Origin of the sequence: Nocardia donostiensis, from assembly GCF_002081715.1 — a bacterium.
Classification (GTDB): domain Bacteria; phylum Actinomycetota; class Actinomycetes; order Mycobacteriales; family Mycobacteriaceae; genus Nocardia; species Nocardia donostiensis.
This window is the reverse complement of sequence record NZ_MUKP01000033.1, coordinates 1-26072: the sequence shown is the minus strand read 5'-3', so window position 1 is coordinate 26072 and position 26072 is coordinate 1. Positions and strand designations below refer to the sequence as shown.

Sequence of the window (26072 nt, the reverse complement as noted above, 5' to 3'; positions counted from 1 at the left end):
GGCGCCGTTTTCGTTTCCGTGCCACCGCGGTTCCCGCCTATTCGCTCCCCGCGCGTCTCCCCGGAAATCCGCTCCTGTGACGGTACAAACATTTTGTGGCAGGGATAACACGCAGTAGCGGGGGTAGTCGTGGCGGACGCGGTACGCGACCGGCCCGCAGGTTCCTGATCGGGCTGGCGACGGCGCTGGTGTTGCCGCTCGCCGCAGGGCTCGCCCCCGCACAGACGCCCGCCACGGCCCAGCCCGCCGCGACGGCCGCAGCCGCGGCGACATTGCGCGATGTGGTCTGGCTGACCGACCGGCAGGTGCAGCTGTGGGTGAACTCCCCAGCGATGGGCGCCCCGATCCAGGTGCGGCTGCTGCTGGCCAAGGATTGGAATACGCGGCCGGACGCGCGGTTCCCGGTGCTGTACATGCTCGACGGTCTGCGCGCCAACGAACAGACCAGTGGCTGGCTAGAGGACGCGGGGGCAGCCGACTTTTTCGCCGACAAGAACGTCACCGTGGTGTTGCCGGTCGGCGGGCAGTCCAGTTTCTATTCCGACTGGTTGAAGCCGGACAACGGCAAGAACTATCAGTGGGAAACCTTCCTGACCGAGGAGTTGCCGTCGCTGCTGGAGAGCCAGTGGCGGGCGACGAACGTGCGCGGTATGGAGGGTTTGTCGATGGGTGGCACAGCCGCGATGTTCCTGGCTGCCCGCAACCCCGATTTCGTCCGGTATGCGGCGTCGTATTCCGGTTTCCTCACCACGACGACGCTCGGAATGCCGCAGGCCATCCAGTTCGCCATGCGCGACGCGGGCGGTTTTGATTCGACCGCCATGTGGGGGCCGCCGACCCATCCCGCGTGGAAAGCGCACGATCCGTATCTGCTGGCGGACAAGTTGAAAGATGTGAGCCTTTACATCTCCAGCGGTAGCGGCACCACCGGCACATACGATCAGCCGACGAGCATTCCCGGTGTGAGCACCAACCTGGCCGGGATGGGCTTGGAGATCCTGTCCCGGCTGACCTCGCAGAATTTCGTAACGAAACTGCGCGAGCTGTCCATTCCCGCGCAGGTGAACTACCGTGCCGCAGGCACCCATTCCTGGCCGTACTGGGATTTCGAGATGCGCCAGTCCTGGCCGCAGGCCGCTGCCGCGCTGGGAGTACCCGCGCAGGAGGCGCCATGCGAATCCGGTGGTGCGATCGGTGCGCTCGCGGCGACCAACGGCTGGCTCGGTGGTTGCCTGACCGGCGAATATCAGGTGGACGGGGGCGTCGCCCAGGACTTCCGGGGCGGTCGGGTGTTCTTCTCACCACAGACCGGCACGCATGCGGTGGGCGGCATGATCGGCGGCGGATATCAGGCGGCCGGTGGACCTGCCGGGGTGCTGGGGCTGCCGACGGGCGGTGAACAGCCGCTGCCCGACGGACGCGGCCACTTCCAGCCGTTCCAGCACGGCGCGCTGTATTGGACCCCGCAGACGGGTGCCCAGGTGGTGCGCGGCGCGATCTTGGACGAATGGGGGCGGCAAGGGTTCGAACGCGGTCCCGCAGGCTACCCGGTCGGCCCCGAGGTGGCGACGCCGAACCGGGAAGGTGCGGTGCAGAGTTTCGAGGGTGGGCCGTTCTATTTCAGCCCCGGCACCGGCGTGCACCGCGTGCAGGGGCTGATCCTGGGCAAATACGCCGAGATGGGCTTCGAGAACAGCTGGCTGGGTTTCCCCGCCACCGATGAGCAGCCATTGAAGGACCTGGGCTGCTATTCAGGCTTCGAAGGCGGGAATATCTATTGGAGCCCGCTGTCGGGCGCCTGGGCGGTACGCAACGGCCCGATCATGGACGCCTGGCGCGATGCAGGGTACGAAAACGGCCGGTTGGGCTACCCGATCAGCGATGAGTTCGCGATCCCCGGCGGCGTCCAGCAGAACTTCCAGGCCGGTTTCATCACCGTCCGTGACAATCACACGGAAGTTCACGCTGCCCTCTGACCCGCCAGCAGACCGCAGGGCGCAGGTACTCAGGCTTCAGGCGGGTGTGCCTCCTCGGGGGCAAGAACCCCGGTTCACCCCCGCTAGCTCGCGTTTCTTCCCCCTGCCGTTAAGAGCGCCGGGCGGATAAACGTCCGACCCTCGCGCGTGCGTTGAAGGGCGGCGCAAGCCGCGGGCACGGAAAGGCGAGCCATAACACGTGGAAGACCACGCTGCCGCCTGACCTGATGGTTGAACGCAAGGGCGGCAAGCCGCGAGCGCTGAAACGTGAGCCACAGTAGGTGAAAGTTCCCACCGTCCTCCGATCCGATAGCCGACCGGATGACGGGCAAGTGCCCAGGTTTCAAGTCGGGTATTACCCTCGGGGGTCAAGAACCCGGATCCCCCAGGTTCACCCCCAGCCAACCCCGTCCGGTTTGCGGCCCGGCTCGCGTTTCAGCCCTCGCAGCTAGGAGCGCCGGGGCGGACGAACGTCCGACCCTCGCGCATGCGCCGAAGGCGTAAGTCGCGAGGGCGGAAACGCGAGCCACAAGGGGGCCGCAAACCCGCCGCGCCGGAGGCGCGGCCATCAAGCACAGGAGATTTATGTATCGGACCCGAGGCAAGGTGCTCGGTGTGGCGCTGGCGGTTGCTGCCTCCGGTGTGCTCGTCGCGTGTGGTGACAACGATTCGACGGCGTCGAAGACGCCGACGTTGTCCAGTTCGGCGTCGGCTACGCAGCAGCCGAGTGCGACTACGGAGGCTGCCCCTGCACCGCAGGGCGAGGAGGCTCAGCCGCAGCAGCCCGCTCCGCCTGCTCCGCCCGCCGAGGAGGAGCAGCCGGAGCGGCCTGCGCCGGTGCCGCCGCCGGATACCGCCGAGCAGGGCGCGGATCTGGGTGAGAACGAGCAGAAGTTCATCGATGAGCTGAACAAGCAGGGTGTCACTCCGTCGAGCCCCGATATCGCGTTGAGTATCGGCAACTACGTGTGTCAGGGGATTGCGCAGGGTGCGTCGGATGAGCAGATGACGACCTTCGTCACTGCGATGGCCGGTTCGGATCCGGCGTTCGATCCGGCGAAGATGCCGGTTGAGCAGGCCGGGCAGATCTACATCAGTACCGCGAAACAGCACTACTGCCAGTGAGTGTGCGTCGCGGTGCCCGATCCCGCCGGTCCAAACCGGCGGGATGTCTGGTGTTGGTCCTCGTCGCTGTTCTGCTGGTCATTGTTGTGATCGTGGCGTGGTATCTGCTTGCCGGGTTGCCGAAGAAGCCGGGGCCGGGGCCGGAGCCGCCGGAGCGGCCGTCCAGTCAGCCTGCGCATTGCCCGGATGTGCAGATGGTTTCGGTTCCCGGCACCTGGGAGTCGAGCAGCACCGACGATCCGTACCACCCCAGCGCGAATCCGGCGTCGCTGATGCTGAACATCACCGGCCCGGTGCAGGAGCAGTACCCCGACAAGGGCAGGCTGGACATCTACACCGTCCCGTATGTGGCGCAGTTCTCCAATCCGATCGCTTTCCCGCCCGATGGGCAGCAGTCTTACAACAACAGCCGAGCCGAGGGTTTGCAGCGGACGCTCGATTTCCTGTCGCAGCGGCACGATGAATGCCCCTTGACCAGCTATGTCCTGGCCGGTTTCTCGCAGGGCGCGGTGATCGCGGGCGATGTTGCCGCGCAGATCGGCGCGGGCGACGGCCCTGTTCCGGCGGATCTGGTGCTCGGGGTGACGCTGCTCGCGGATGGCCGCCGGACCGGCGAAACCGGGCCTGGTCAGGCGATGCCGGTCGGTGTCTCGCCGCCAGGTGTGGGCGCGGAGGTGGCTTTGGCGGGGCTCAACGTGCCCGGTATCACCATGACGGGTCCGCGTCCGGGTGGCTTCGGTGAGCTGGCCGATCGCACCTACACCATCTGTGCGCCCGGCGATCTGATCTGCGATGCGCCGCGGCAGGCGTTGAGTCCGTCCAATATCTTGGGCAGTCTCGCTACCCTGGTCCAGGCGGCAGGTAATCCGGTGCACAGCCTTTACCACGGTTTTGTGGTGGATCCCAATGGAACGACCGCGACGGGCTGGACTGTCGACTGGGCGAACGGCCTGGTTGCGGGCGCGCCGCATCCGCCACATTCGTGACTGTCGGATGTTGTGACAGTCAACGCCACACAGCGCGTTCGTCTGATGTCCGCAGGCTGTAAAGTGCGCTGGTGATCGCGCGCCGCCGCGGGTCCGTAGGTGGGCGCGCGCAGCAATTTTTCCGATAGCCAGGAGCATGAGTTCATGACTGAAGCCGCCGCACCGGCAGGTGAGTTGAGCGCGCTGGGTACTCCGCTGCGTAAGTTCCGCTTCGCGGCTGCGGGTGAGGGAAACAAGCAGGAGGGCGGCGCCCGTAAGTTCATCCAGACGGCGCAGCAGGCCGAGGAGTACGGGTTCGACACGTTCGTCGTCCCGGACCATCTCGGCGACCAGATCGGCCCGATTGCGGCGCTGGGCGCGCTGACCCAGGCCACCGACAAGATCCGGTTGGGCACCTCGGTGCTGGCCAATGGCTTCCGTCACCCGGTGGTGCTGGCCAAGGATTTGGCGACCATCGACGTGCTGTCCAAGGGCAGGCTGGAGGTCGGTCTCGGCGCGGGCTGGAAGCAGGACGAATATCTGGCCGCCGGGCTGGAGTACGATTCGCCGGGTAAGCGTCTGGCCAAATTGGACGAGGCGCTGACCATCCTGGATGTGCTGCTACGTGGCCAGGAGTGCACGTTCGAGGGGCAGTACTACCAGGTGCGCGGGATCAAGGGGACGCCGCGGCCGCGGCAGGGTCCGCGGCCGCCGCTGTGTACCGGCGGCGGTGGTCCCAAGATGCTGCGTCTGGCCGCCAAGCACGCCGACATCATCTCGGTTGTCCCGGTCACCACCAAGAACGGCAAGGGACTGCTCTCGGGGATCACGATGGAAAAGACCATCGAGAAGGTGAACCTGATCAAGGAGGCGGCCGGGGATCGGTTCGAGCAGATCGAACTGAACTGGGCGATCACCGCGATCGTGATCACCGATGATCGGGAGAAGACCGCCGAGATGGCGTTGTCGGCGCTGGACCGTGGTCTGCATCCCGATCTGGAGGTCGACGTGAAGCTGTCGGTCGAGGAGATCCTGAACTCGCCGTATGTGGCGATCGGGACGTTCGAGGAGATCGCGGACCAGATCCGGCGGGTGCGTCAGCTCACCGGTATGTCCTATGTCGGTGTGTTCCCCACGCAGATGGATGCGTTCGCTCCGGTTATTCCGCTGCTGCGGGAGGAATGACTTGGTCTTCTCTGTAACATATCTCTGGTTTGAGAACATCTAGCCGATAGGCGGTCACCGCGCAGACCGCAACCAAAATCTGCTGGCCGGCTCTTGCATGTAGAGCACCCGCGGGCGAAAGCGAGTCGGGGCCTCACAGGTGAAAGCGGCGTTGCCGCCGTCTTGCTGCGTGTGCCTCGGAGGAGAAGGAATGGACGAGACTTTCGACGACTACCTGGACGAGAGTGGGAATATCACAATTCCCGACGATCGCACCCTGGTCGACCACGTCGAGAAGCACACGAGGAACGACGCGAACACCCTCGCGTACCGCTACATCGACTACTCGCGTGAGCGTGACGGTGAGGTGCACGAACTGACGTGGCGTGAGTTCGGTATCCGGCTGCGCGCGGTGGCCGCCCGACTCCAGCAGGTCACCAGCCAGGGTGACCGAGTCGCGGTTCTCGCGCCGCAGGGGCTGGATTATGTGATTTCCTTCTTCGCCGCCATCTATGCGGGCAATATCTCGGTGCCGCTGTTCGATCCCGATGAGCCCGGCCACACCGATCGCCTGCATGCCGTGCTCGGGGACTGCAAACCGTCGGCCATCCTCACCGCGAGCTCGTCCGCGGCCGGGGTTCGTCAGTTCTTCCGTTCGCTGCCCGCCGCTCAGCGTCCGCGCATCATCGCTGTCGACGCCATCCCGGACAGTGTCGGTGAGAGCTGGGTGCGTCCCGATATCGCTGTCGACGATATCGCCTACCTGCAGTACACCTCCGGTTCCACCCGGACTCCCGCCGGTGTGGAGATCACCCATCGCGGGGTCGGCACCAACCTGCTGCAGATGGTCGACGCGATCAATCTGGACGAGAATTCGCGCGGAGTCACCTGGCTGCCGCTGTTCCACGATATGGGTCTGCTGACGGTGATCCTGCCCGCCGTGGGCGGTAAGTTCATCACCATCATGTCGCCGAGCGCGTTCGTGCGGCGGCCTTACCGCTGGATCAAAGAGCTCGCTGCCGCTTCCGACGGTGCGGGCACCTTCGCCGCGGCCCCGAACTTCGCTTTCGAGCACGCTGCCGTCCGCGGTTTGCCGAAGAACGGCGAAGCGCTCGATCTGTCGAACGTGATCGGCTTGATCAACGGCAGCGAGCCGGTGACCACCTCGTCGATGAAGAAGTTCAACGAGGCTTTCGCCCCGTACGGGCTGCCCAAGACGGCGATCAAACCCTGCTATGGCATGGCCGAGGCCACGCTGTTCGTCTCGGCGACCAAAGCCGAGGACGAGGCCAAAGTCACCTACGTCGACCGAGCCGAGCTCAACGCGGGCCGCATGGTGAAGGTCGAGCCGGATGCGGAGAACGCGATCGCCCAGGTCAGCTGCGGTTATGTGGCGCGGTCGCAGTGGGCGGCGATCGTCGATCCTGAGAGCATCGACGCTGGGGCGCGTGAAGTTCCCGACGGCCATGTCGGTGAGATCTGGCTGCACGGCAACAATATGGGCATCGGCTACTGGAACCGCCTGGACGAAACCAACGCCACCTTCCGCAACAAGATCGTGAACCGGTTGCCCGAGGGCAGCCATACCGAGGGCACCGCGCTCGATGCGAACTGGATGCGTACCGGCGACTACGGCGTGTACTTCGACGGCGAGCTCTACATCACCGGCCGGGTGAAGGATCTGGTGATCGTCGACGGCCGCAACCACTACCCGCAGGATCTGGAGTATTCGGCGCAGGAGGCCAGCAGCGCGCTGCGTCCCGGTTTCGTCGCCGCTTTCTCGGTGCCCGCGAACCAGCTGCCCGCCGAGGTGTTCGCCCAGGGCAGCCATTCGGGACTGAACTTCGACGCCGACGACGCCTCCGAGCAGCTGGTGATCGTGGGCGAGCGCGGTCCCGGCGCAGGTAAGGCCGATCCGCTGCCGATCGCCGATGCGGTACGTGCCGCGATCTCGCAGCGTCACGGGGTGACGGCGCGTGATGTGCTGCTGGTGCCCGCCGGTTCCATTCCGCGTACCTCCAGCGGCAAGATCGCTCGGCGCGCCTGCCGGGCCGCTTACTTGGAGGGAACGCTGCGGGGTGGTTACACCCAGCAGGCGTTCCCTGATGCACCAGAGGAATGAACATCAAGGTTGGTCGCGGTAACGACAGCATGGTGCGCTGCCGCGACGACCGAAACCGAGCGTCATTCCACGGCGCGCCCGGTATCGGAGACAGGTAGCTTGAGGACTGATGGCTGACAACGAGGGCACGCCCACCGAGACCACCGACAACCGTCCCGTCGAACCGGGTGACACCCAGGCGGCCGCAGGGAACGCGGCCGCGGGGAACACCGACATGTCGGTGGCCGAGCTGCGGGAATGGCTGCGCCGCTGGGTGTCCGAGGCCACCGGTCAGCCGATAGAGCAGATCACGGTGGATCGTCCGATGGAGGAATTCGGGCTGGCTTCCCGCGATGCCATTGCGCTGTCCGGCGATATCGAGGAACTGACCGGCGTGATGCTGACGGCCACAGTCGCCTATCAGCATCCGACGATCGCGTCGCTGGCCGAGCGGATCATCAACGGTGAGCCGGAGGTCGCCGACGAGGTCACCGATGATCTCTTCTACACGGCGGGCTATAAGCCGGGGGAAGCGCACGATATCGCTATCGTCGGCCTGTCCACCCGGCTCCCCGGTGCGGGCGATACCCCCGAGTCGACGTGGGAGTTCCTGATCAACCGCGGCGACGCCATCCGGGAACTGCCGGAGGGGCGCTGGGCGGAATTCCTGGAGGATCCCGCGGTGGCGCAGGCGGTCGCCGAGGGTAATACGCTGGGCGGTTACCTGGACCAGGACGTCGTCAAGGGCTTCGACGCGGAGTTTTTTGCGATGTCTCCGGTCGAGGTCGAACGGGTGGACCCACAGCAGCGGCTGATGATGGAGCTCACCTGGGAGGCGCTGGAGCACGCCCGGATTCCGGCGAGCGACCTCAAGGGCGAACCGGTCGGTGTGTTCATCGGTTCGTCCACCAACGACTTCCAGTTGATCGCCGCGCTCGGGCTGGCCGATCAGGACCCGAACGCCCCGGTGTCGGCCCAGGCGTATGCGATCACCGGCAGTTCGACCAGCATCATCGCCAACCGCGTCTCTTATTTCTACGATTTCCGTGGCCCGTCCGTTGCCGTCGATACTGCCTGCTCGTCGACGCTGGTCGCGGTGCATCAGGCGGTGCTCGCGCTGCGCAACGGCGACGCCGATCTGGCGCTGGCCGGCGGTGTGAACATGCTGTTGATGCCGATGACGACGCTCGGTTTCGACAAGACCGGCGCGGTCGCCAAGAACGGTCGGATCAAAGCGTTCTCCTCCGACGCAGACGGTATGGTCCGCGCCGAAGGCGGCGGGCTCGTGGTGCTGAAGCGCCTGACCGACGCCGAACGCGACGGCGACCGCATTCTCGGGGTGATCAAGGGTTCGGCCACCAACAGCGACGGTCGCTCCAACGGCCTGCTCGCACCGAATCCTGACGCCCAGGCCGATGTGCTGCGGCGTGCCTACCGGGACGCGGGGATCGTGCCGTCCACCGTCGACTACATCGAGGCGCACGGCACCGGCACCTTGCTCGGCGACCCCATCGAGGCCCAAGCGCTCGGCCAGGTGGTCGGGCACGGGCGCGACGCGGACAAACCGGTGCTGCTCGGTTCGGCCAAGACCAATTTCGGGCACCTGGAATCCGGTGCGGGCGCGGCAAGCCTGGCCAAGGTGATCATGGCGTTCCAGCACGATGTGCTGCCACCGAACATCAACTATGCAGGCCCGAACCCCTACATTCCGTTCGAGCAGGCCCGGTTGCAGGTGGTCGACCAGCCGACCGAGTTCCCGCGCTACAGCGGCACCGCCACCGTCGGCATCTCCGGCTTCGGTTTCGGCGGCACCAACGCGCACCTCGTGGTGCAGGAGTACGTGCCCGCCACGGCACGTCAGGAAGCGGCCCCGCAGGCGGAAACGACCGACGAAACGACCGCCGAGGCTGTCGCACCGGCCGAGGGCCTCGACAACGAGACCACTGATGTGGTGAGCGCGGCCGAGTCCGTGATCGCCGCTGCCGCCCAAGCTCCCGCCGCGGCTCCCGTCGCCGAATGGTCCACCGAACGCGCGGAACCGCTGCCGGTGGTCCTGCCCGTATCGGCGTATCTGCCGTCGCGTCGCAGGCGTGCCGCCGCGGAACTGGCCGATTGGCTGGAAACCGACAAGGGCCGTAATACCCCGCTGGCGGATGTGGCGCGGGCGCTGGCCAAACGCAGTCATTGGCGGTCCCGCGGTGTGGTGCTGGCCACCACGCACGAGGAGGCGGTCACCGGTCTGCGCGCCATCGCGGCGGGCAAACCAGGTCAGGGCGTGTTCACCGCCGATGCTCCCGCCACGCAGGGACCGATGTGGGTGCTTGCCGGCTTCGGCGCACAGCACCGCAAGATGGGTAAACAGCTCTACCTGGAGAACTCGATCTTCCGCCGCACCGTGGACGAGGTCGACGAGCTGGTGCAGGACGAGGCCGGTTATTCGGTCAAGGAGATGATCCTCGACGACGGCCAGGACTACGACGTCGGTACCTCGCAGGTCGGTATCTTCACCATCCAGCTCGGCTTGGCAGCCCTGTTGCGCGCGCACGGCGCCGAACCCGAGGCCGTGGTCGGGCATTCCATGGGTGAGGTCGCCGGCGCCTACATCGCGGGCGGTCTGCCGCTGGAGGACGCGGTGCGGGTGATCTGCGCCCGGTCACGCCTGATGGGCGAGGGCGAGCAGATGCTCAGCGACGCCGACGTGCGGAATATGGCGTTGGTCGAATACAGCGCCGAGGAGATCGAGCAGCTGCTGCCGGAATTCCCGGATGTCGAGGTCGCAGTGTATGCGGCGCCCACCAATACGGTGATCGGCGGACCGGTGGACCAGGTGGCGGCGATCGTTGCCCGGGTGGAGGAAGCGGGCAAGTTCGCGCGCGTTCTCAAGACCCGCGGCGCGGGGCATACCTCCCAGATGGACCCGCTGCTCGGCGAATTGGCCGCCGAACTGGCCGGTATCGAACCCACCAGGCTGAAGGCCGGGCTGTACTCGTCGGTCGACAAGGAGCGGTTCTACCGTCCGGGCCACGACCCGGTCCACACCGAGGACTACTGGGTGAAGAACATGCGTCACAGCGTGTACTTCACCAATGCGGTGCGGCTCGCCGTCGACAGCGGTATCACCACATTCCTGGAGCTCGCGCCGAACTCGGTGGCGTTGATGCAGGTGCTCGGCACCACCTACGCCGCAGGTCTGCACAATGCGCAGCTGATCCCGACGCTCAAGCGCAAAGAGGACGAATCGGCGGCTGTGATCGCCGCGCTGGCCCAGCTGTACGTGCACGGCCACCGTGTCGACCTGCCGTCGCTGCTGCCTGCCGGCGACTACGCCGACATCCCGCGTACCGCGTTCCTGCGCAAGCAGTACTGGCCGAAGTCGCGGCTGCCCAGCGGCGGCGGCAACGCCCGTGTGCCGGGCGCGCACGTCGCGCTGCCCGACGGCAGGCATGTGTGGGAGGTGCAGGCCGGGACAGCCGGTGATCTCGCCGAACTGGTGCGGTCGGCCGCCGCTGCGGTGCTCACCGAAGTAACCGTCGGTGCGACGATCGCGCACGGCGCGGTCCCGGCGAACGGGACGCTGACCACCACACTCACCCCGCATCCCGGAGGCGCCTCGGTACAGGTGCACGCGCGCGAGGGCGAGGGATTCCGGTTGCTGTACGACGCGGTGGTCACTTCCGGTGCGCCGCTGCCGGTTTCCGCGCAGACCGAAGCGACCCCGGTTGTCGCAGCGGACACCGAGCCGAGCGCCGAACTCGAGGTCGCCGAAACCTTCGGCGACCGGTGGGATCCCAACGGCAGCCAAACCCTAGAGGACCGGCTGGCGCTGATCGTCGCCGAATCGATGGGTTACGCGGTCGAGGATCTGCCGATGGAGATCCCGCTGATGGAGCTCGGCCTGGATTCGCTGATGGCTATGCGTATCAAGAACCGGGTCGAATACGAATTCGATATTCCACAGCTGCAGGTGTCCGCGGTGCGTGACGCCAGCCTGACCGAGGTCGGCAAGGTGCTGCGCTACGCCATCGAACACCGCGACGAGGTGCAGGCGATGGCCGAAAAGCAGGCCGCGGCACGGGAAGCCGGTGACTCCGGTGAGCTGACCATCGACGACAGCTTCGTCGCCGCCGCGCGGGCCGCACTTGCTGCCGGGGAGGACCCCGCTGCGGCGGTATCGGATTCCGGTGCGGGCACGGATGCTCCTGCGTCTGAAACCGTTTCGAGCGCAACCGCTGAGACAGCCGAGACAGAAACGCCGGAGGCCGAGGAGCCCGAGGCAAACGGGGTCGAGGCAAAAGCGACCGAGGTAAAGACAGCCGAGGCGCAGGCAGCGCCCGAACCGAAGGCTGCTGCGCCTGCGGCGATGTTCGGTGGCGCGAAATCGCCTGCGGTCGAAGACGATGTACCGCCGCGCGACGCTGCCGAACGCCTGACCTACGCCACCTGGGCGGTGGTCACCGGCGAATCTGCGAAGGGCATCTTCAACACCCTCCCGATCCTGGACGAGGACACGGCCGAGAAGCTGGCCGCCCGGTTGACCGACCGGGTGGGCGCGGAAATCACCATCGACGATGTGCTCGACTGCGAAACCATCGAGCAGCTCGCCGATATCGTGCGCACCCTGCAGGACAGCGGCGCCGACGTGGACGGGTTCATCCGCCCGCTGCGTGCCCGCCCCGAAGGCTCCCGCGCGGTACCGGTATTCGTGTTCCACCCCTCCGGCGGCAACACCCTCGTCTACGAACCGCTGCTCAAACGGCTGCCCGCCGACACCCCGATGTACGGCTTCGAACGCGTGGACGGATCCATCGAAGAACGTGCCCGCCAGTACGTGCCGGAACTACGCAAAATCCAGGGCGAAGGACCGTATGTGCTGTACGGCTGGTCACTCGGGGCGGTACTGGCCATGGCCGTCGCGCAGATTCTGCGCGACGAAGGCGCAGACGTGCGCATCGTCGGCCTGATCGACCTCGCCATCCCGGCCGAGCCCGAGGACAACAGCCCCGAGGAGCGGATTCGCCGCATGGAGCGCTATCAGGCGTTCGCGCAGAAAACCTACGGGGTCGAAGGCGAGCTCGGGCCGGAGCAGTTGCGGGAATTGGCGGATGCCTCCGACGAAGAACAGTTCAAGATGGTTTCCGACCTGGTCAAGATGACCGGCGCGCGGATCCCCGGCGGCGTGCTCGAACACCAGAAGACGTCCTGGATCGAAAACCGGGCGCTGCAGCAGGTGCGGCCGACCCGCTACGAAGGCGACGTCGTGCTCTACCTCGCCGACCGCTACCACGACGGCATGATCGAACTCGAGCCCCGCTACGCCGACCGCCAACCCAACGGCGGCTGGGACGACTATCTGCCGCACCTGGAGGTCATCCACATTCCCGGAGACCACCTGCAGATCATCGATGAACCGCGTATCGGCCGTATCGGCGCCGACCTGACTGCAAAACTGGCCTCGATCACCACCTCCGGATCGGCCGCGAAAGGGAGCAAGTGAGCACAACCGCCGAAAAACTCGCCGACCTGCGCAAGCGTTTGGAGCTGGCCCAGGAACCGGCGGGTGAAGCAGGCGTGGCCAAACGGGCGAAAAAGGGAATCCCCAGCGCCCGTGACCGGATCAACATGCTGCTCGATCCCGGCACCTTCGTCGAGATCGGTGCGCTCGTCCGCAAACCCGGTGACCCGTCCGCGCTGTACGGGGACGGCGTGGTGACCGGGCACGGGCTGGTCGACGGCAGGCCCGTAGCGGTGTTCTCCCACGACCAGACCGTTTACGGTGGCTCCGTCGGCGAAATGTTCGGCCGCAAGGTGGCCGGGATCATGGAATACGCGGCCAAGGTCGGCTGCCCCGTCGTCGGTATCAACGACTCCGGTGGCGCCCGCGTACAAGAAGCCGTCACCTCGCTCGCCTGGTACGCCGAACTCGGCCGCCGCCAGGAACCCCTGTCCGGCCTGGTGCCGCAGATCTCGATGATCCTCGGCAAATGCGCGGGCGGGGCGGTATACGCGCCCATCAACACCGACGTCGTGGTCGCCACCGAAGAGGCGTACATGTTCGTCACCGGACCCAAGGTGATCCGGGAAGTCACCGGCGAAGACGTCAGCCTCGAAGAACTCGGCGGCGCGCACAGCCAAGCCCAATACGGCAACATCCATCACGTCGCCCCCGACGAGCAAGCCGCGTTCGCGTGGGTCCGTGAATACCTGTCCTACCTGCCCACCAGCTGCCAGGAGTTGCCGCCGGTCATCAACCCGGGCCTCGAACCCGATATCACCGACACCGACCTGGAACTCAACGGCATCGTCCCCGACTCCGATAACGCCGGGTACGACATGCACGACATTCTGTTGCGCATCTTCGACGACGGCGATTTCCACGAAATCGGCGCCACCGCAGGCCGCAATATCATCACCGGTTTCGCTCGGGTGGACGGCCGCAGTGTCGGCGTGGTCGCCAACCAGCCGATGATCTACGCAGGCTCACTCGACGCACGCGCCTCCGATAAAGCAGCCCATTTCATCCGGCTCTGCGACGCCTTCGAAATCCCCCTCGTGTTCGTCGTCGACACACCCGGTTTCCTGCCCGGCGTCGAACAAGAGAAGATCGGCGTCATCAAACGCGGTGGCCGGTTCCTGTTCTCCTTCGTGGAAGCCACCGTCCCCAAAGTCACCGTGGTCATCCGCAAATCCTATGGCGGCGGTTACGCGGTCATGGGTTCCAAACAGCTCGGCGCCGACGTGAACCTCGCCTGGCCCACCGCGCGGATCGCCGTCATGGGCGCCGAGAGCGCGGTCAGCCTGATCGGTGGGAAACAAATCGCCGCCGCACCGGAAGACCAGCGCGAAGCCATCCGACAACAAATGATCGACTTCTACAACGCGACCGTGGCCACGCCATGGGTAGCGGCCGAGCGCGGGTACATCGACGCGGTGATCGAGCCTGCCCATACCCGGTTGGAATTGCGGAAGGCGTTGCGGTTGTTGCGGGACAAGGACATCCCCCGTAACCCGCGGAAGCACCACCTGCTGCCGTTGTAATTGGTCGCGCCTCCAGCTGGAGGCGCGACCATGAACTCACCCCAGCGTCGCGGATTTGATGACGACGTTCTCTACGGGGACGTCCTGGTGCATGCCCTGGGAGGAGGTAGCGACGCCGGCGATCTTGTCGACCACGTCGGTGCCTTCGGTGACGGTGCCGAAAACGGCGTAGCCCCAGCCCTGGCCCGCTGGGGCGGTGTGGTTGAGGAAGTCGTTGTCGGCGACGTTGATGAAGAACTGGGCGGTGGCCGAGTGCGGGTCGTTGGTACGGGCCATCGCGACGGTGTACTTGTCGTTCTTCAGACCGTTGGCCGCTTCGTTCTGGATGGGGGCCTGAGTGGGTTTCTGCTCCATATTGCTGTTGAAACCGCCGCCCTGGATCATGAAGCCCGGAATGACGCGGTGGAAGATGGTGCCGTCGTAATGCCCGGACTTCACGTACTCGATGAAGTTGCGCACCGTGTTCGGCGCCTTCGACTCGTCCAGCTCCAGGCTGATCGTGCCGTGATTCGTCTCGAGATTCACCTTGGTCATGCCCCTACCTTTCCATTACCGCCGTAACCGGTCGTTCATTCGGGGGGTGTTTTCGCCGATTCTGCCAGCGCGCCCCTGAATTCCCGGCCAGTCCCACGCCGCGGAGCCCCACTTTCCACACTGCGCCGCCAAGCCTCCTGATCAGGGGTTTTCACTCCTATACCCCGGTCTCACCCGTCTCGCCCGCCGCAAACCTTTCCGGCGAAACCTTCTGATCCCTTACCCCGTGAGCCGTCGAACCGAGTACCTCCACTCGAAGTGGCGAACACCACGCTGTGCGCGCAGCGCTGCGAGCGTCGTTCTCCATAATTCGAACACCACGCTCCAGCGACCGCTGCGCACGCCGAAGCTCCCCGCATTGCTCCCGAACCAGCCGCCCCTCGCGCATGCGCCGAAGGCGCAAGTCGCGAGGGCTGAAACGCGAGCCCAAGGGGGCCGCAAACCCGCGCGCGTCAGCGCGCCAAAGACACAGCAAACCCCGCCGCGCCGGAGGCGCGGCCATCAAACACAGCAGCTAGCATTGCCAATCGTGTCCGATGTCGCCACAGTTGTATTGCCGCAAACTGAACCGGTCCCGCAGGTTGCGCCGAAGGATTTCCGCACGGCGCGATTGTTCGCGTTGGTTGCCGGTGTGTTGGGGGCGTTGTTCGCGTTGGCGACTCCGTTTTTGCCGGTTACGCAGACGACGGCGACGTTGAGTTGGCCGCAGGACGGCGAGTTGGGCAATGTGCAGGCGCCGTTGATGTCGCAGGTGCCGATCGAGTTGAGTGCGAGTATCCCGTGTGCTGCGGTGGGACAGTTGCCTGCCCATGGTGGGATGTTGTTGGCGACGGCGCCGCCGCAGGGGGATCGGGCGGCGTTGGAGGCGCTGTTCGTGCGGGTGTCGGAGTCGTCGGTCGATGTGGTGGACCGGAATGCGGTGGTGGCTTCGGCGGGGCGGGAGCGGATGGCTGATTGTTCGGCTATCACGATCACTTCCGATAACGAGCGGACGTTCGCGGCGTTCGAGGGCTTGACCACTGCGGATGGGCAGCCGGTGCAGGGGCAGCTTGCGGGGGATCTGCGGCCGCAGGTTGTGGGTGTGTTCTCCGATTTGTCGGGTGCGGTGCCGCAGGGACTGGCGTTCGATATGACGGTCGATACGCGGTTCAGTTCGACTCCTACGGTGATCAAGCTGGTGGCGATGATCGCGGCGGTGTTGTGCACGGTGATCGCGTTGGTGGCGTTGGCGCGGCTGGATACCAGTGATGGGCGTGGGCATCGCCGGTTTTTGCCTGCCAGCTGGTTGAAGCCGACGTGGGCCGATGGCGCGGTGGTCGGCACGTTGGTGCTGTGGCATTTCATGGGCGCCAATACCTCCGATGACGGCTATATCTTGAGCATGGTGCGGGTGGCGCCGCACGCGGGTTATATGGCCAACTATTTCCGCTGGTATGGGGTGCCGGAGGCGCCTTTCGGCTGGTACTACTACGTGATCCAGTTGTTCGCGGAGATCTCGACGGCGAGCCCGTGGGTGCGGTTGCCTGCGCTGGGTTGCGCGATTTTGTGCTGGATGGTGATCAGCCGTGAGGTGGTGCCGCGGCTGGGTAACGGCTTGCGTGGTCCGCGTGGCAGCCGCCGGGTGCGGGCGCGGTTCGGCAGTGTCCCGTTGTGGACGGGCGGTTTGGTGTTTCTGGCGTTCTGGCTGCCGTTCGACAACGGTTTGCGTTCGGAGCCGATCGTGGCGTTGGGTGCGCTGCTGACCTGGGTGTCGATCGAGCGGGCGATTGCGACGGGCCGTTTGTTGCCTGCCGCGATGGCGGTGTTGATTGCGGCGTTCACGTTGGCGGCGGCGCCGACGGGTTTGATGTGTGTGGCGGCGCTGTTGGCTGGTATTCGGCCGTTGACCAGGATTGTGGTGCGTAGGCATCGTGAACATGGCACGGCGGCGTTGCTTGCGCCGATTGCGGCGGCCGGGTTCTTGGTGTTGGTTGTGGTGTTCGGTGATCAGACGTTCGCCGGGATCATGGAGGCCAATCGGGTGCGGCAGCTGACCGGCCCGAACCTGGCCTGGTACCAGGATTATCTGCGCTACTACTACCTGTTCGTGGAGACGGTGGATGGTTCGCTGGCGCGGCGGTTCGCCTTCTTGGTGATGCTGTTGTGCCTGTTCACGACGATGCTGGTGTTGCTGCGGCGGCGCCGGGTTCCGGGGATTGCCAGCGCTCCGACGTGGCGGTTGATGGGCGTGGTTTTCGGCACGCTCTTCTTCATGATGTTCAATCCGACGAAGTGGACGCACCATTTCGGTGTGTATGCGGGTATCGCGGGTTCGCTGGCGGCGGTGACCGCTGTGGCGGTGTCGGCGACGGCGTTGCGGGCGCGGAAGAACCGGATGATTTTCCTGGCCGGGTTGTTGTTCGTGCTCGCGGTGAGTTTCTCCGGGATCAACGGTTACTGGTATGTGTCCAGTTACGGGGTGCCGTGGTTCGATAAGCGGGTTTCGCTGAGCGGCTACCAGTCCAATACCGCGATCTTGGTTCTGTTCGGTGTGGCGTTAGCGCTGGTGGCGTGGCATTCGCTGCGGGAGGGGTATGCGAAGCCGCCGAGCCCGCCGGGCACCGTGCGCGGCAGGCGTATCCGTAAGTTCGCGGCGATCCCGTTGACTGTTGTTGCGGCGGCCATGGTGTTGTTCGAGGTGGCATCGCTGGCGAAGGGCGCGGTTTCGCAGTATCCGGCGTATTCGCTGGCCCGCTCGAATGTCGATGCGTTGACCGGCAGCACCTGCGGTTTGGCCAACGATGTTCTGGTGGAGACGGATCCGAATGCGGGCAGGCTGAACCCGATCATTGATCCGGCACATCCGCCTGCGAATCCGAATGATCCGCTGGCAGGTGGCGCGCCGGTCGGTTTCGATCCCAACGGTGTGCCCGATGATCTGTCCGCTGATGCGGTCGAGGTGAAACCGGGCACCGGCAACACCTCCACTCAGTCGGTGGGTGCGGCGTTCGCGGAGGGCCAGAACGCGGGTACCGGCGGCGGCCAGGGTGCGATGGGTGTGAACGGCAGCACGGTGAAGCTGCCGTTCGGGCTCGACCCGGCTATTACACCGGTGCTGGGCAGCTACCAGGAGGGTGTGCAGCAGCCGGCGCATCTGGTGTCCAGCTGGTATGAGTTGCCGGAGCGGTCCCCTGATGCGCCGCTGGTGGTGATCACCGCGGCAGGCCGCATCCTGTCCTATGACGACACCGGCGCGATGCAGTACGGCCAGTCGCTGACCGTCGACTACGGCAAACGGGAGGCCGACGGCAGCGTCACCCCGCTGGGCACCTATCTGCCGCGTGATATCGGCCCGTTCCCGTCGTGGCGTAACCTGCGGATCCCGCTGGATGAGATCGCGCCGGAGGCCGACGCGGTGCGTATCGTCGCCAACGATCCGATTCTGATCGGTGACCAATGGCTGGCGTTCACCCCGCCGCGGGTGCCGAAGCTCGAGTCGATCAACAGTTTCGTCGGCACCGAGCAGCCGGTGCTGCTGGACTGGGCGGTTGGCCTGCAGTTCCCGTGCCAGCGCCCGTTCGATCACCGCAACGGGGTGGCGGAGGTGCCGAAGTACCGTATTCTCCCGGATCGCCCGCTGGCGGTCAGCTCGACCAATACATGGCAGGCGCAGGAGTTCGGTGGGCCGCTCGGTTTCTCGCAGATGCTGGCGAAGTCCACCACTATCCCGACCTATCTGAAGGACGATTGGGCCAGGGACTGGGGCACGCTGGAGCGTTATGACCAGTACTACGAGGCCACTCCGGCGAGGCTGGACACCGGGACCGCGACACGGTCGGGTCTGTGGGATCCGGGCATGCTGAGGGTGTTCTGACCGATAACTGTCGAAGGCCGTCGCCTCGGGATTCCTCCGAGGCGACGGCCTTTTGTGGTGGATATCTTCTTGCTGGCAGAGGGGCCGTGGCTCACACCTTCGTCATCCGTACACCGAGTTCACGGCGCAGCACCTCCTGAGCGGGGAGACGTTTCAATACGCGAAGTACCGCGGGACGTAGTTCGCGCTGTTCCTCTTCGGTGAGCAGTCCGACGAGCTCACGCAGGTCCATGTCATCGAAGGCCGTCGTCATGGTGCCCACCCTACGTATCCTGGCCTGTTCCGTCATGGAATCGAGCGTTCCCTCACGTGGTGGTAACGAACGCGGTGAGTCCGACGATGCGGTGGCGAAACTGTTGCGGCACAAGGCTACTCGGTCCCGCCACCGCGGGCGTCTGCTATTTGATTCGGATGGGGTCGTCGGTGGCCAGGCCGGAACGGGTTTCGGTGGTCACCGCCAGGTCGGCGGTCTGCGCGCCCGGCACGAGCGGGGTGAACTGTTCCAGCGAGCCCCAGTCGCGGCCCCAGTCGTGCGCCAGATAGGCGGGCACGGTTTCGGCGTGCAGCAGTAGCTCGGTCCAGCCAAGCGGGCCGCCGCCGATATCGTCCTGCCAGGCGTTGGAGGCATCGGAGCCGACCCGGTCGGGCAGGATCCGCCAGCGCGGCACCTCAGCGACACCGTTGCTGTGGTCGAACGGGCGCTGACAGGGGAACGCGAGGCCGACATGCCAGTCCAGCAGCACCGGGTCGGTGCTGCCGACCACCGAGTTCAGGGTGTCCAGGTGCGGCAGCCGCGGCGGAGTGAGGGCCAGCCACTGGCGGCTGGTGATGTCGTTGTCGACGGCGACCAGTCGTACCGCGTTCACTTCATTGGGCAGCTGCTCCAGCGGCACCCGCAGGTTCCGCCAGGACGGGGAGGGGCCGATATCCAGCGGGGACACCTCGCCGAGCACAGTGACATGGCCGGTGATGTCGCGGGTGCCGTATTCGAGTCGCAGGTCCTGACCGTAGGTGACGACACCGTCGGCGTCGACAGATCTGATCCGCCCGGCGGCGGTGATCACAAGCACCTGATGGTTGTCACGGGCCATGCTGTCGGACAGGTCGAGCCGATACCACTGCGAGGTCAACCGGGCCTGCTCCTGGTAGTCGCCGCGCTGGTAGCTGCCCAGCACGGGGGTCCGGGCCGGGTCGAGCCCGAACGGCAGTGCGACCGTAGAGCCATTGATCCCGGGTTCGGCGGTGATGCCGCCCCCGGTGCCCGCTCCGGTGGTGTCGGTGGTTTTGTTCTCGCTATCCGATTCGACCGAGTTGGCGCTGCCGGAAACGGTCTCCTCGGCGTCCGCGGTCAGGTCGGTCGCCACCCCGTCAGGGGTGAAACCGACGGTCTCAGCCTCTGGGTCGGTGGAGATCAAGCCGTCGGCCGGGTCACCCTCGTAGGGCAGTAGCAGCGAGTCGGCGGTGTTGGTTTCCACCAGCACCTCATCGGCGAGGGCACAGGGCTCGCCCAGCAGGGAACGCACGTTCGACATGGCGATCGAGTACGCCGGATACTGACCGACCGCGGCTTTGGCCAGCGACGCCACCTCGAACAGCACCATCAGCGCGGCAGCGACGGTCAGCGGCGCGGAAGCATAGCGGGCCGACCGCGACGGCGGGCCGCTCTTGTACGGCGCTCGATAGTGCAGCCACAGCGCGACCAGCAGCGCCAGCACGGACAGTCCGAGGAACAGCGTAGACAGCCCCTTACCCGCGATCAACGGCGCCTTGTCCCACCACGGGACACCGTAGCTGGACACATACCACCAGCCGTTGGAACCGGTGAAGGTGATGGCCAGCAGGAACAGCACCGCTGCCGCGAACAGCGCCCGGTTGCGCGGCGCCCGGATCCCATTGGTGCCGACCGCGACCGCTGCGAGCGCGGCCAGCGAACCGGCCAGCCCGGCGTACACACCGAAATGGTGGGTCCACTTGGTCGGGGTGAACATCATCAGCAGCAGCGAGGCGAACACGATGCCGAGGATGCGCACCGACGGGCCGCGCGACGTGCCGGGAATCCGGGATTTCCGCAGTACCTGCAGAACGCACACGAGCAGGCACAACAGCATGAGCAGCACACCGAACCTGCGCGCCAGCGAACCGTCCGGCGACAGCATCAGCAGCGAATCCCAGCGGGTGCGCTCGTCGAACCAGGCAACGTTCGGGCCGACGACAGTGCGCACCCGGGTGGCTTCCAGCACCGTCGTCAGGGTCTGGTCGGCGAAGATCACCACCAGCACCAGCGCTCCGGCCGCCAACCCCGGAGCGAGCAAGGCGGCGTACCGGATTATCTGCGCGCTGGCGGGCGCGGTTCGCGGCCCTCTTGTGGCTCGCGTTTCGGCCTCCGCGACTGGCGCCTTCGGTGCATGCGCGAGAGTCGGACGTTCGTCCGCCCCGGCGCTCCCAGCGAGAGTCGGACGTTCGTCCGCCCCGGCGCTCCCAGCGAGAGTCGGACGTTCGTCCGCCCCGGCGCTCCGAGCTGCGGTGGTCGAAACGCGAGCCGGGCCGCGAACGTCGGGGCGCGCGCGTTTGATGATGATCTGCAGTATCGGACGCGAACCGGCGATGAGGGCGGCGATGCAGATCAGGCCGGTCGGTCCGGCGGCCAGCGAGAATGCGGCGATGAGCACGGCGACGGCGGCGGGCAGCAGCCGCGCGGTGGCGATGGCGCGTTCGATGGAGCACCAGGTGAGCAGTGCGCCTGCCGCGATGAGCGGTTCCGGGCGCAGACCGTTGTCGTAGGGCAGCCAGAAGGCGAGGAACACCAGCCCGGCCGTCCACAGCGCGACCTTGTTGCTGCGCACCCGCGCCCCCAGCCGGGGCAGCACCTCGCGGCTGATCACCAGCCAGCACACTATGCCCGCGAGCAGCGTGGGCAGCCGGACCCATGGACTGGCCGCGGAGATCTGCGTCATCCAGGCCAGCACCTCGTACGACCAGCCGAACGGTGCTTCCGGCACCCCGAACCAGCGGTAATAGTTGGCCAGATAGCCTGCCTTCTCCGAGGCGCGGGCCATGTTCAGGATGTAACCGTCGTCGGAGGTATTAGCCCCCATGATGTGCCAGATCACGAGGGTGCCGAGCACCGCGGCATCGGCGAGACCGAACCGCCACCACCGCGCGGGCAGGAAGCGGCGCGCGCGGCGGTCGTCTGCGGTGTCGAGCATATGCAGCGCGATGAGCGCGATCACGGTGAACAGCACCGCCAGGATCATCGCGGCCAGTTTCATCGGTGTCGGTGCGGAGGTGAACCGGGAGTCGATTTCGGCGTGCAGCTCGATCCCGTCGAGGCGGCCGGGCTCCAAGTCGGTGAAAACACCGACCATTTGGGGCCGGATATCCCGCTCCACGGTGGCGGTGAACGGGGTGCCGTCCTCGCGGGACGCACCGACGATTTCCGCGGTGGTTGCGGCGGCAGTGGAGGTGACCGTAACCGCTTGGCAGGCGCCGAGTTCGGTCAGCGGCGCCGACAGCAGCGGCACATCGCGCAACAGCACCGACAGGTTGCCGTCGCGCACCGTGACGAGCAGCCCCTTCGCCGACGCCTTCCCGGAATCGACGGCAATGGTGGACACCAGCGTCCCGTTCGATTCGCGCACGGTCGCACACGGCACCGTGAGGGTGAGCTCGAGCGGTTCGTAACTCACCAGCGGCGCTGCGACATCGGCGGCTCCGGCCTGCGGCCAGTCCAGGACGGTCCGGTCCTGCTGCACCGGTAGCAGCGGTGTCAGCAGCGCCAGCACGAATCCGAGTAACCCGGAAACAAGGGCGAGCAGGCGGATACGGTTGAACGCTCTAGGTGATCGGTCCGGTCGCACGGTCGTTGACTCTAGCCAGCTACCGTCGCAGCGCGAGCCGCCCCGCCACTGTCGGCCGATCAGCGGACCCAGCGCACATCCCACACCCAGACGTCGCCGACCGGCACCGGCCGGGCGTTGAGCAGCCGGGACATGGTCTCGCGCAATACGCCCGCGTACTCGGTTCCGGTCCGCGGCAGCACCACCACATCCGCGCGCCAGTAACGCAGATCGGCAAGCGCGGCAGTACGGTCTGCCGCATCGATCCGCGGAACCCGACCGGTGTCGACCGCCCGGACCAGCAGGCCGCTGGTTTTCCGCGGCTGCGGACCGTACATGCCCTTCTTATCGGCGGTCGGCCCGACGAAATAGCCTTCGGCCAGCGGGAATGTGAAGCCGGCTTCGGACTGCCAGCGCAATGCGCGCGCGTCCGGCGGGCGCGGCGGCGGAACGACCAGCACCGAGCCGTCGTCGACGTAGCGGGCGACGGTGTTGTCGGCGAAGAAATCGGGGGTGGCCGGTCGTTCGGTGACCGGGAGAACGGTCGGTGTCAGCGGCACCAGCGCGCATGCCAGCGCAGCGAACCAGGCCAGCGGCCGCCAGTCGGCCGCGGCCGCCCGCCAGTGGTGGATCGCCCGGTCCGACGCCAGCGTGAGGATTACGGCGACGGCGGGGACGGCGGCCATAGTGAGCCGGGTTTCCAGTACCGAATTGACCAGCGGCAACTGCTCGAGCAGCGCCCACGGTAACGGGATACCGGTCTCGTCCTCGCCGATCGTCAACTCCGAACCCAGCGACAGCACCGTGAACACCCCGATCACCACCGTCGCCGCGCGGACCACCCGGTCCCGCCACAGCAGTCCAGCTGCGGCTGCGACGAGCAGTAGCAGCGGCCAGCCGAAGTAGGCGTTCTGCTCGGTCGGGTTGATCGCGACATTCTCGCCCGGCGACAGCAACCCGCCCAGGGATTCGGACGGGAACTGGGTGAGTGTTTTGAGGTCGTTGCCCATGGGCCCGTGGTCGATTGACCGATACCCTTGTGAGCCGAAGAACTGCCACCATAGCGGAATCCCGGTGAGCAGCAGGGTGATCACCGCGCCGAGCCCGACAGTGGGCGCGATCCGCCGCAGCATGTTCCGGCCGTGCTGCCGGTCGCGCAGATAGTAGGCGACGGCGAACACCGCGAACGCCAGCGCGAAGATCAGCAGCGGTTCTTCGCCGAGCGCGATCTGGGCGGCGACGAGCAGCGCGAGGACCACCGCGTCGCGCAGGTGCGGCCGATTGGCGTCACGAACCATCCTGATCAACAGCCCGGCGATCACCGGCAGCAGGAACAGCGCAACGAAATTCGGGTGCGCGCTGGCATGGGAGATCATCGCGGGCGCGAAACCGCAGAACAGCCCCCCGATCACGGCGGCTGCCCTGGATTCGGCGAGTTCGCGAGCGAACAACCGGTACCAGGCGAATGCGGTACCAGCCAGGCCAACTGTGAGCACCAGCACGAAGGTGACCGTCGGCCCGAACAACAGGGTTACCGGGGTGAGCGGCACCCCGACGCCGAACATGGCCGTATTGGCCATCATGTTCACCCCGGCCGGGAAATTCTGCAGCGTGGTGCCCAGCGGATTCTCCAGATTCGCCACCGAATGCGCGGTGACGGCGAAGAACCATTCCCACATGGTCTGGTCCTGGCCACTTTTGATCAGATACCCGCTGCCGGTGTTGCGCCACTGCCCGGACAGCACCGTGACCGCCAGGGCCAGATATCCGAGGCCGATCAGCAGATCCGCACGCGGTATCCGAAGCCGCGAGCGGGATCTCTCCGGAGCGGGCGCGCCCGGCTTCGCGGTCGCCGCGCCGATGCTCGTCACCGCGCTTCTGGTGTCCAGTGCCGTCGCCGTCGTCCCACCCTGTTCGACGTCATCTGCCTGTGTCACCCGTCAAATCTCCTAGTCGTGTCCAGTCGGCCGCCCACCGTACCGAAACCGGCTTAACCGAACCTGGCAATCCGCGCCGGAACGGCACGATGTCCGAGACTCGGACCGCCTCGTCACCGGACCCGATGTCTCCAGCACCCGGCCGACCAACCAGCCCGGGCCCCCGAGGGCGTGATCGGCAAGCATCACGTATTCGTCGAGCACAGTCGGCCGAACCGCGACGGTGATGTGCGGCCCCCCATCGGCGACCCGCTGAGAGCACCGCTCCGGCCCTGACATCCAGGAGCACCGGCGGCTCGAAGACATGAAACGGAGGACTTCCGAAGCAGTGGCCGCCCTCGGCTGCATGACGACCGAGCCGAGTAGCGGGCGGCGTTCCTCGCCCGGCCCGCCGAACTCGCGCTGCGCGAGCGGTAGATACACGTTGCAGCGCCGTTTCCCGGCGTCGCCGTCAGGTTGAACCACAGTGCAGCGACGCTGTCTTGGCCGGACCTGTTCGTGACGACCAGGAGGGTTGGTTAGCGGTCGACGACGACCAGGGTGAACGGCCCGATATCCGTGGTGGTGAAACGGGGGTCTGTGAACAGTTTCGCCGGGAAGCTCACCGTATAGCGGCGGACATTGGGGTCGTTGGGGTAGACGTCCTCGGCCAGACGCAGGGTGTAGTCCTCGCCGCTGCGGCGGAACAGGAAGGCATCCGGGGCACGCCACGGCGTGGCGTCCAAAGCTTCGAGCAGTTCGGCGGGGGTTTCCAGCTCGCTCCATGTGGCGATAGCGACGGCGCGGCCGTCGAAATCGGCGAGTGGATTCGCATAATGCGAGGTCAGCGCCTGGAAACCGAAGTAGGGGTAGTAGGCGAGGAAGGTGGTGTCGCCGGTGAGGACGACGGTGTCGGAACGCTCCCTGCCGGTCTGCTCGGTGAGGGTTGCGTCGATCTCGCGGTAGTGCTTGACCGCCGACGGCGGACGCTGGTCGGCGCGCTCGCCGTTGCCGTCGGTATCGGTATAGGCGGTGGTGATCTCCGGGGCGAGCACCTGCGGGATGTCCTGGGTGAAAGCAAGCGCGCCCACGGTGGCCACCGCAACGGTCGCCCAGCGGAACTTGGCGGGCTCGTTGACGGCCTGATAGATCGCCCGCGCCCCCTCGACGAACCCGAAAGCACCCGCCGCCGCCAGCAGCACCAGCAGGATCGGTTCGAGACGGAACGACAGCAGCGTCGTCCCCGCCGCCGTCGCCGTCATCGACAACAGCGACCACACATACACCGCGACCACGCCGACGCCGAGCGCCTGCGCCCGCCGCGACGAGCCCGCCCGCACCACCAGCCACAGGGTGCCGATCAGGCATAGTGCGCCGAGCAGCGAGAAATGCGCCATCGGCAGTGGCAGTTCGGCTCCCGCTTCCGGCAGATAGTGGACGGCAGTCCCGGAGCCTGCAGTGTTGCCACCGAGTGTTTCCAGCAGGAACGGCAGGTACACGGTCGAGCCGACCAGCCCGGCGATCACCCCCATCACCACCAGCCGGACCAGCGGCGGCACGGCCGCCC

At 66.3% G+C, this 26072-nt stretch carries 13 protein-coding genes; 8 read left to right on the top strand and 5 right to left on the bottom strand.

The features are described from left to right. Positions 1-95: 95 nt before the first annotated feature. The 7 genes from B0T44_RS19385 (at position 96) to B0T44_RS19355 (ending at position 14366) form a co-directional block, all read left to right on the top strand. A complete protein-coding gene (locus B0T44_RS19385) occupies positions 96-1976 on the top strand; it encodes an alpha/beta hydrolase-fold protein (protein WP_081512346.1) in 1881 nt (626 codons plus the stop codon). 585 nt (positions 1977-2561) lie between these two features. After that, positions 2562-3101 (top strand): DUF732 domain-containing protein, encoded by a 540-nt coding sequence (locus B0T44_RS19380; protein WP_077121796.1) that lies wholly within the window; start codon positions 2562-2564, stop codon positions 3099-3101. Continuing rightward, complete coding sequence (locus B0T44_RS19375) at positions 3098-4087, top strand: cutinase family protein (RefSeq protein WP_077121798.1); 990 nt, start codon at positions 3098-3100, stop codon at positions 4085-4087. Before B0T44_RS19380 ends, B0T44_RS19375 begins: the two co-directional genes overlap by 4 nt. Positions 4088-4231: 144 nt before the next feature. Then, the gene (locus B0T44_RS19370; protein WP_077121800.1) at positions 4232-5251 is read left to right on the top strand and encodes an LLM class F420-dependent oxidoreductase; all 1020 of its coding nucleotides are present in this window, start codon (positions 4232-4234) and stop codon (positions 5249-5251) included. A 190-nt stretch (positions 5252-5441) separates the two neighbouring features. Then, positions 5442-7352 carry a long-chain-fatty-acid--AMP ligase FadD32 gene (fadD32, locus tag B0T44_RS19365; protein ID WP_077121801.1) on the top strand — a complete coding sequence of 637 codons (1911 nt, stop codon included), beginning with the start codon at positions 5442-5444 and terminating at the stop codon, positions 7350-7352. A 109-nt stretch (positions 7353-7461) separates the two neighbouring features. Next, a complete protein-coding gene (gene pks13, locus B0T44_RS19360; RefSeq protein WP_175648157.1) occupies positions 7462-12825 on the top strand; it encodes a polyketide synthase Pks13 in 5364 nt (1787 codons plus the stop codon). After that, positions 12822-14366: an acyl-CoA carboxylase subunit beta gene (locus B0T44_RS19355; protein WP_077121803.1), complete on the top strand. Its 1545-nt coding sequence runs from the start codon at positions 12822-12824 to the stop codon at positions 14364-14366. Before pks13 ends, B0T44_RS19355 begins: the two co-directional genes overlap by 4 nt. A gap of 36 nt (positions 14367-14402) precedes the next feature. Here B0T44_RS19355 and B0T44_RS19350 read toward each other — a convergent pair whose 3' ends face one another. Then, positions 14403-14900, bottom strand: coding sequence for a peptidylprolyl isomerase (locus B0T44_RS19350; RefSeq protein WP_077121805.1), 498 nt, complete (start codon positions 14898-14900; stop codon positions 14403-14405). Between the two features lie 529 nt (positions 14901-15429). Here B0T44_RS19350 and B0T44_RS19345 point away from each other — a divergent pair. Continuing rightward, entirely contained in the window at positions 15430-18753 is a 3324-nt protein-coding gene (locus B0T44_RS19345) for an arabinosyltransferase domain-containing protein (RefSeq protein ID WP_081512360.1), read from the top strand. 91 nt (positions 18754-18844) lie between these two features. On the opposite strand, the gene B0T44_RS27235 is transcribed toward B0T44_RS19345, so the two are convergent. The 4 genes from B0T44_RS27235 to B0T44_RS19330 form a co-directional block, all read right to left on the bottom strand. Next, on the bottom strand, positions 18845-19006 hold the full coding sequence (locus B0T44_RS27235; RefSeq protein WP_175648158.1) for a hypothetical protein: 162 nt from the start codon (positions 19004-19006) through the stop codon (positions 18845-18847). Positions 19007-19151: 145 nt separating this feature from the next. Then, complete coding sequence (locus B0T44_RS19340) at positions 19152-22610, bottom strand: arabinosyltransferase domain-containing protein (RefSeq protein WP_077121809.1); 3459 nt, start codon at positions 22608-22610, stop codon at positions 19152-19154. 59 nt (positions 22611-22669) lie between these two features. Next, the gene (locus tag B0T44_RS19335) at positions 22670-24526 is read right to left on the bottom strand and encodes a DUF6541 family protein (protein ID WP_245839355.1); all 1857 of its coding nucleotides are present in this window, start codon (positions 24524-24526) and stop codon (positions 22670-22672) included. Positions 24527-25044: 518 nt separating this feature from the next. Beyond that, on the bottom strand, positions 25045-26072 hold a 1028-nt coding region (locus B0T44_RS19330), incomplete at its 5' end, for an arabinofuranosyltransferase (protein ID WP_176219228.1).

Bases quoted from the DNA above. Each gene is read 5' to 3' on its own strand.
- B0T44_RS19380 (WP_077121796.1), top strand. From the start codon at position 2,562: ATGTATCGGACCCGAGGCAAGGTGCTCGGTGTGGCGCTGGCGGTTGCT.
- B0T44_RS19370 (WP_077121800.1), top strand. From the start codon at position 4,232: ATGACTGAAGCCGCCGCACCGGCAGGTGAGTTGAGCGCGCTGGGTACT.
- fadD32 (WP_077121801.1), top strand. From the start codon at position 5,442: ATGGACGAGACTTTCGACGACTACCTGGACGAGAGTGGGAATATCACA.
- pks13 (WP_175648157.1), top strand. From the start codon at position 7,462: ATGGCTGACAACGAGGGCACGCCCACCGAGACCACCGACAACCGTCCC.
- B0T44_RS19350 (WP_077121805.1), bottom strand. From the start codon at position 14,900: ATGACCAAGGTGAATCTCGAGACGAATCACGGCACGATCAGCCTGGAG.
- B0T44_RS27235 (WP_175648158.1), bottom strand. From the start codon at position 19,006: ATGACGACGGCCTTCGATGACATGGACCTGCGTGAGCTCGTCGGACTG.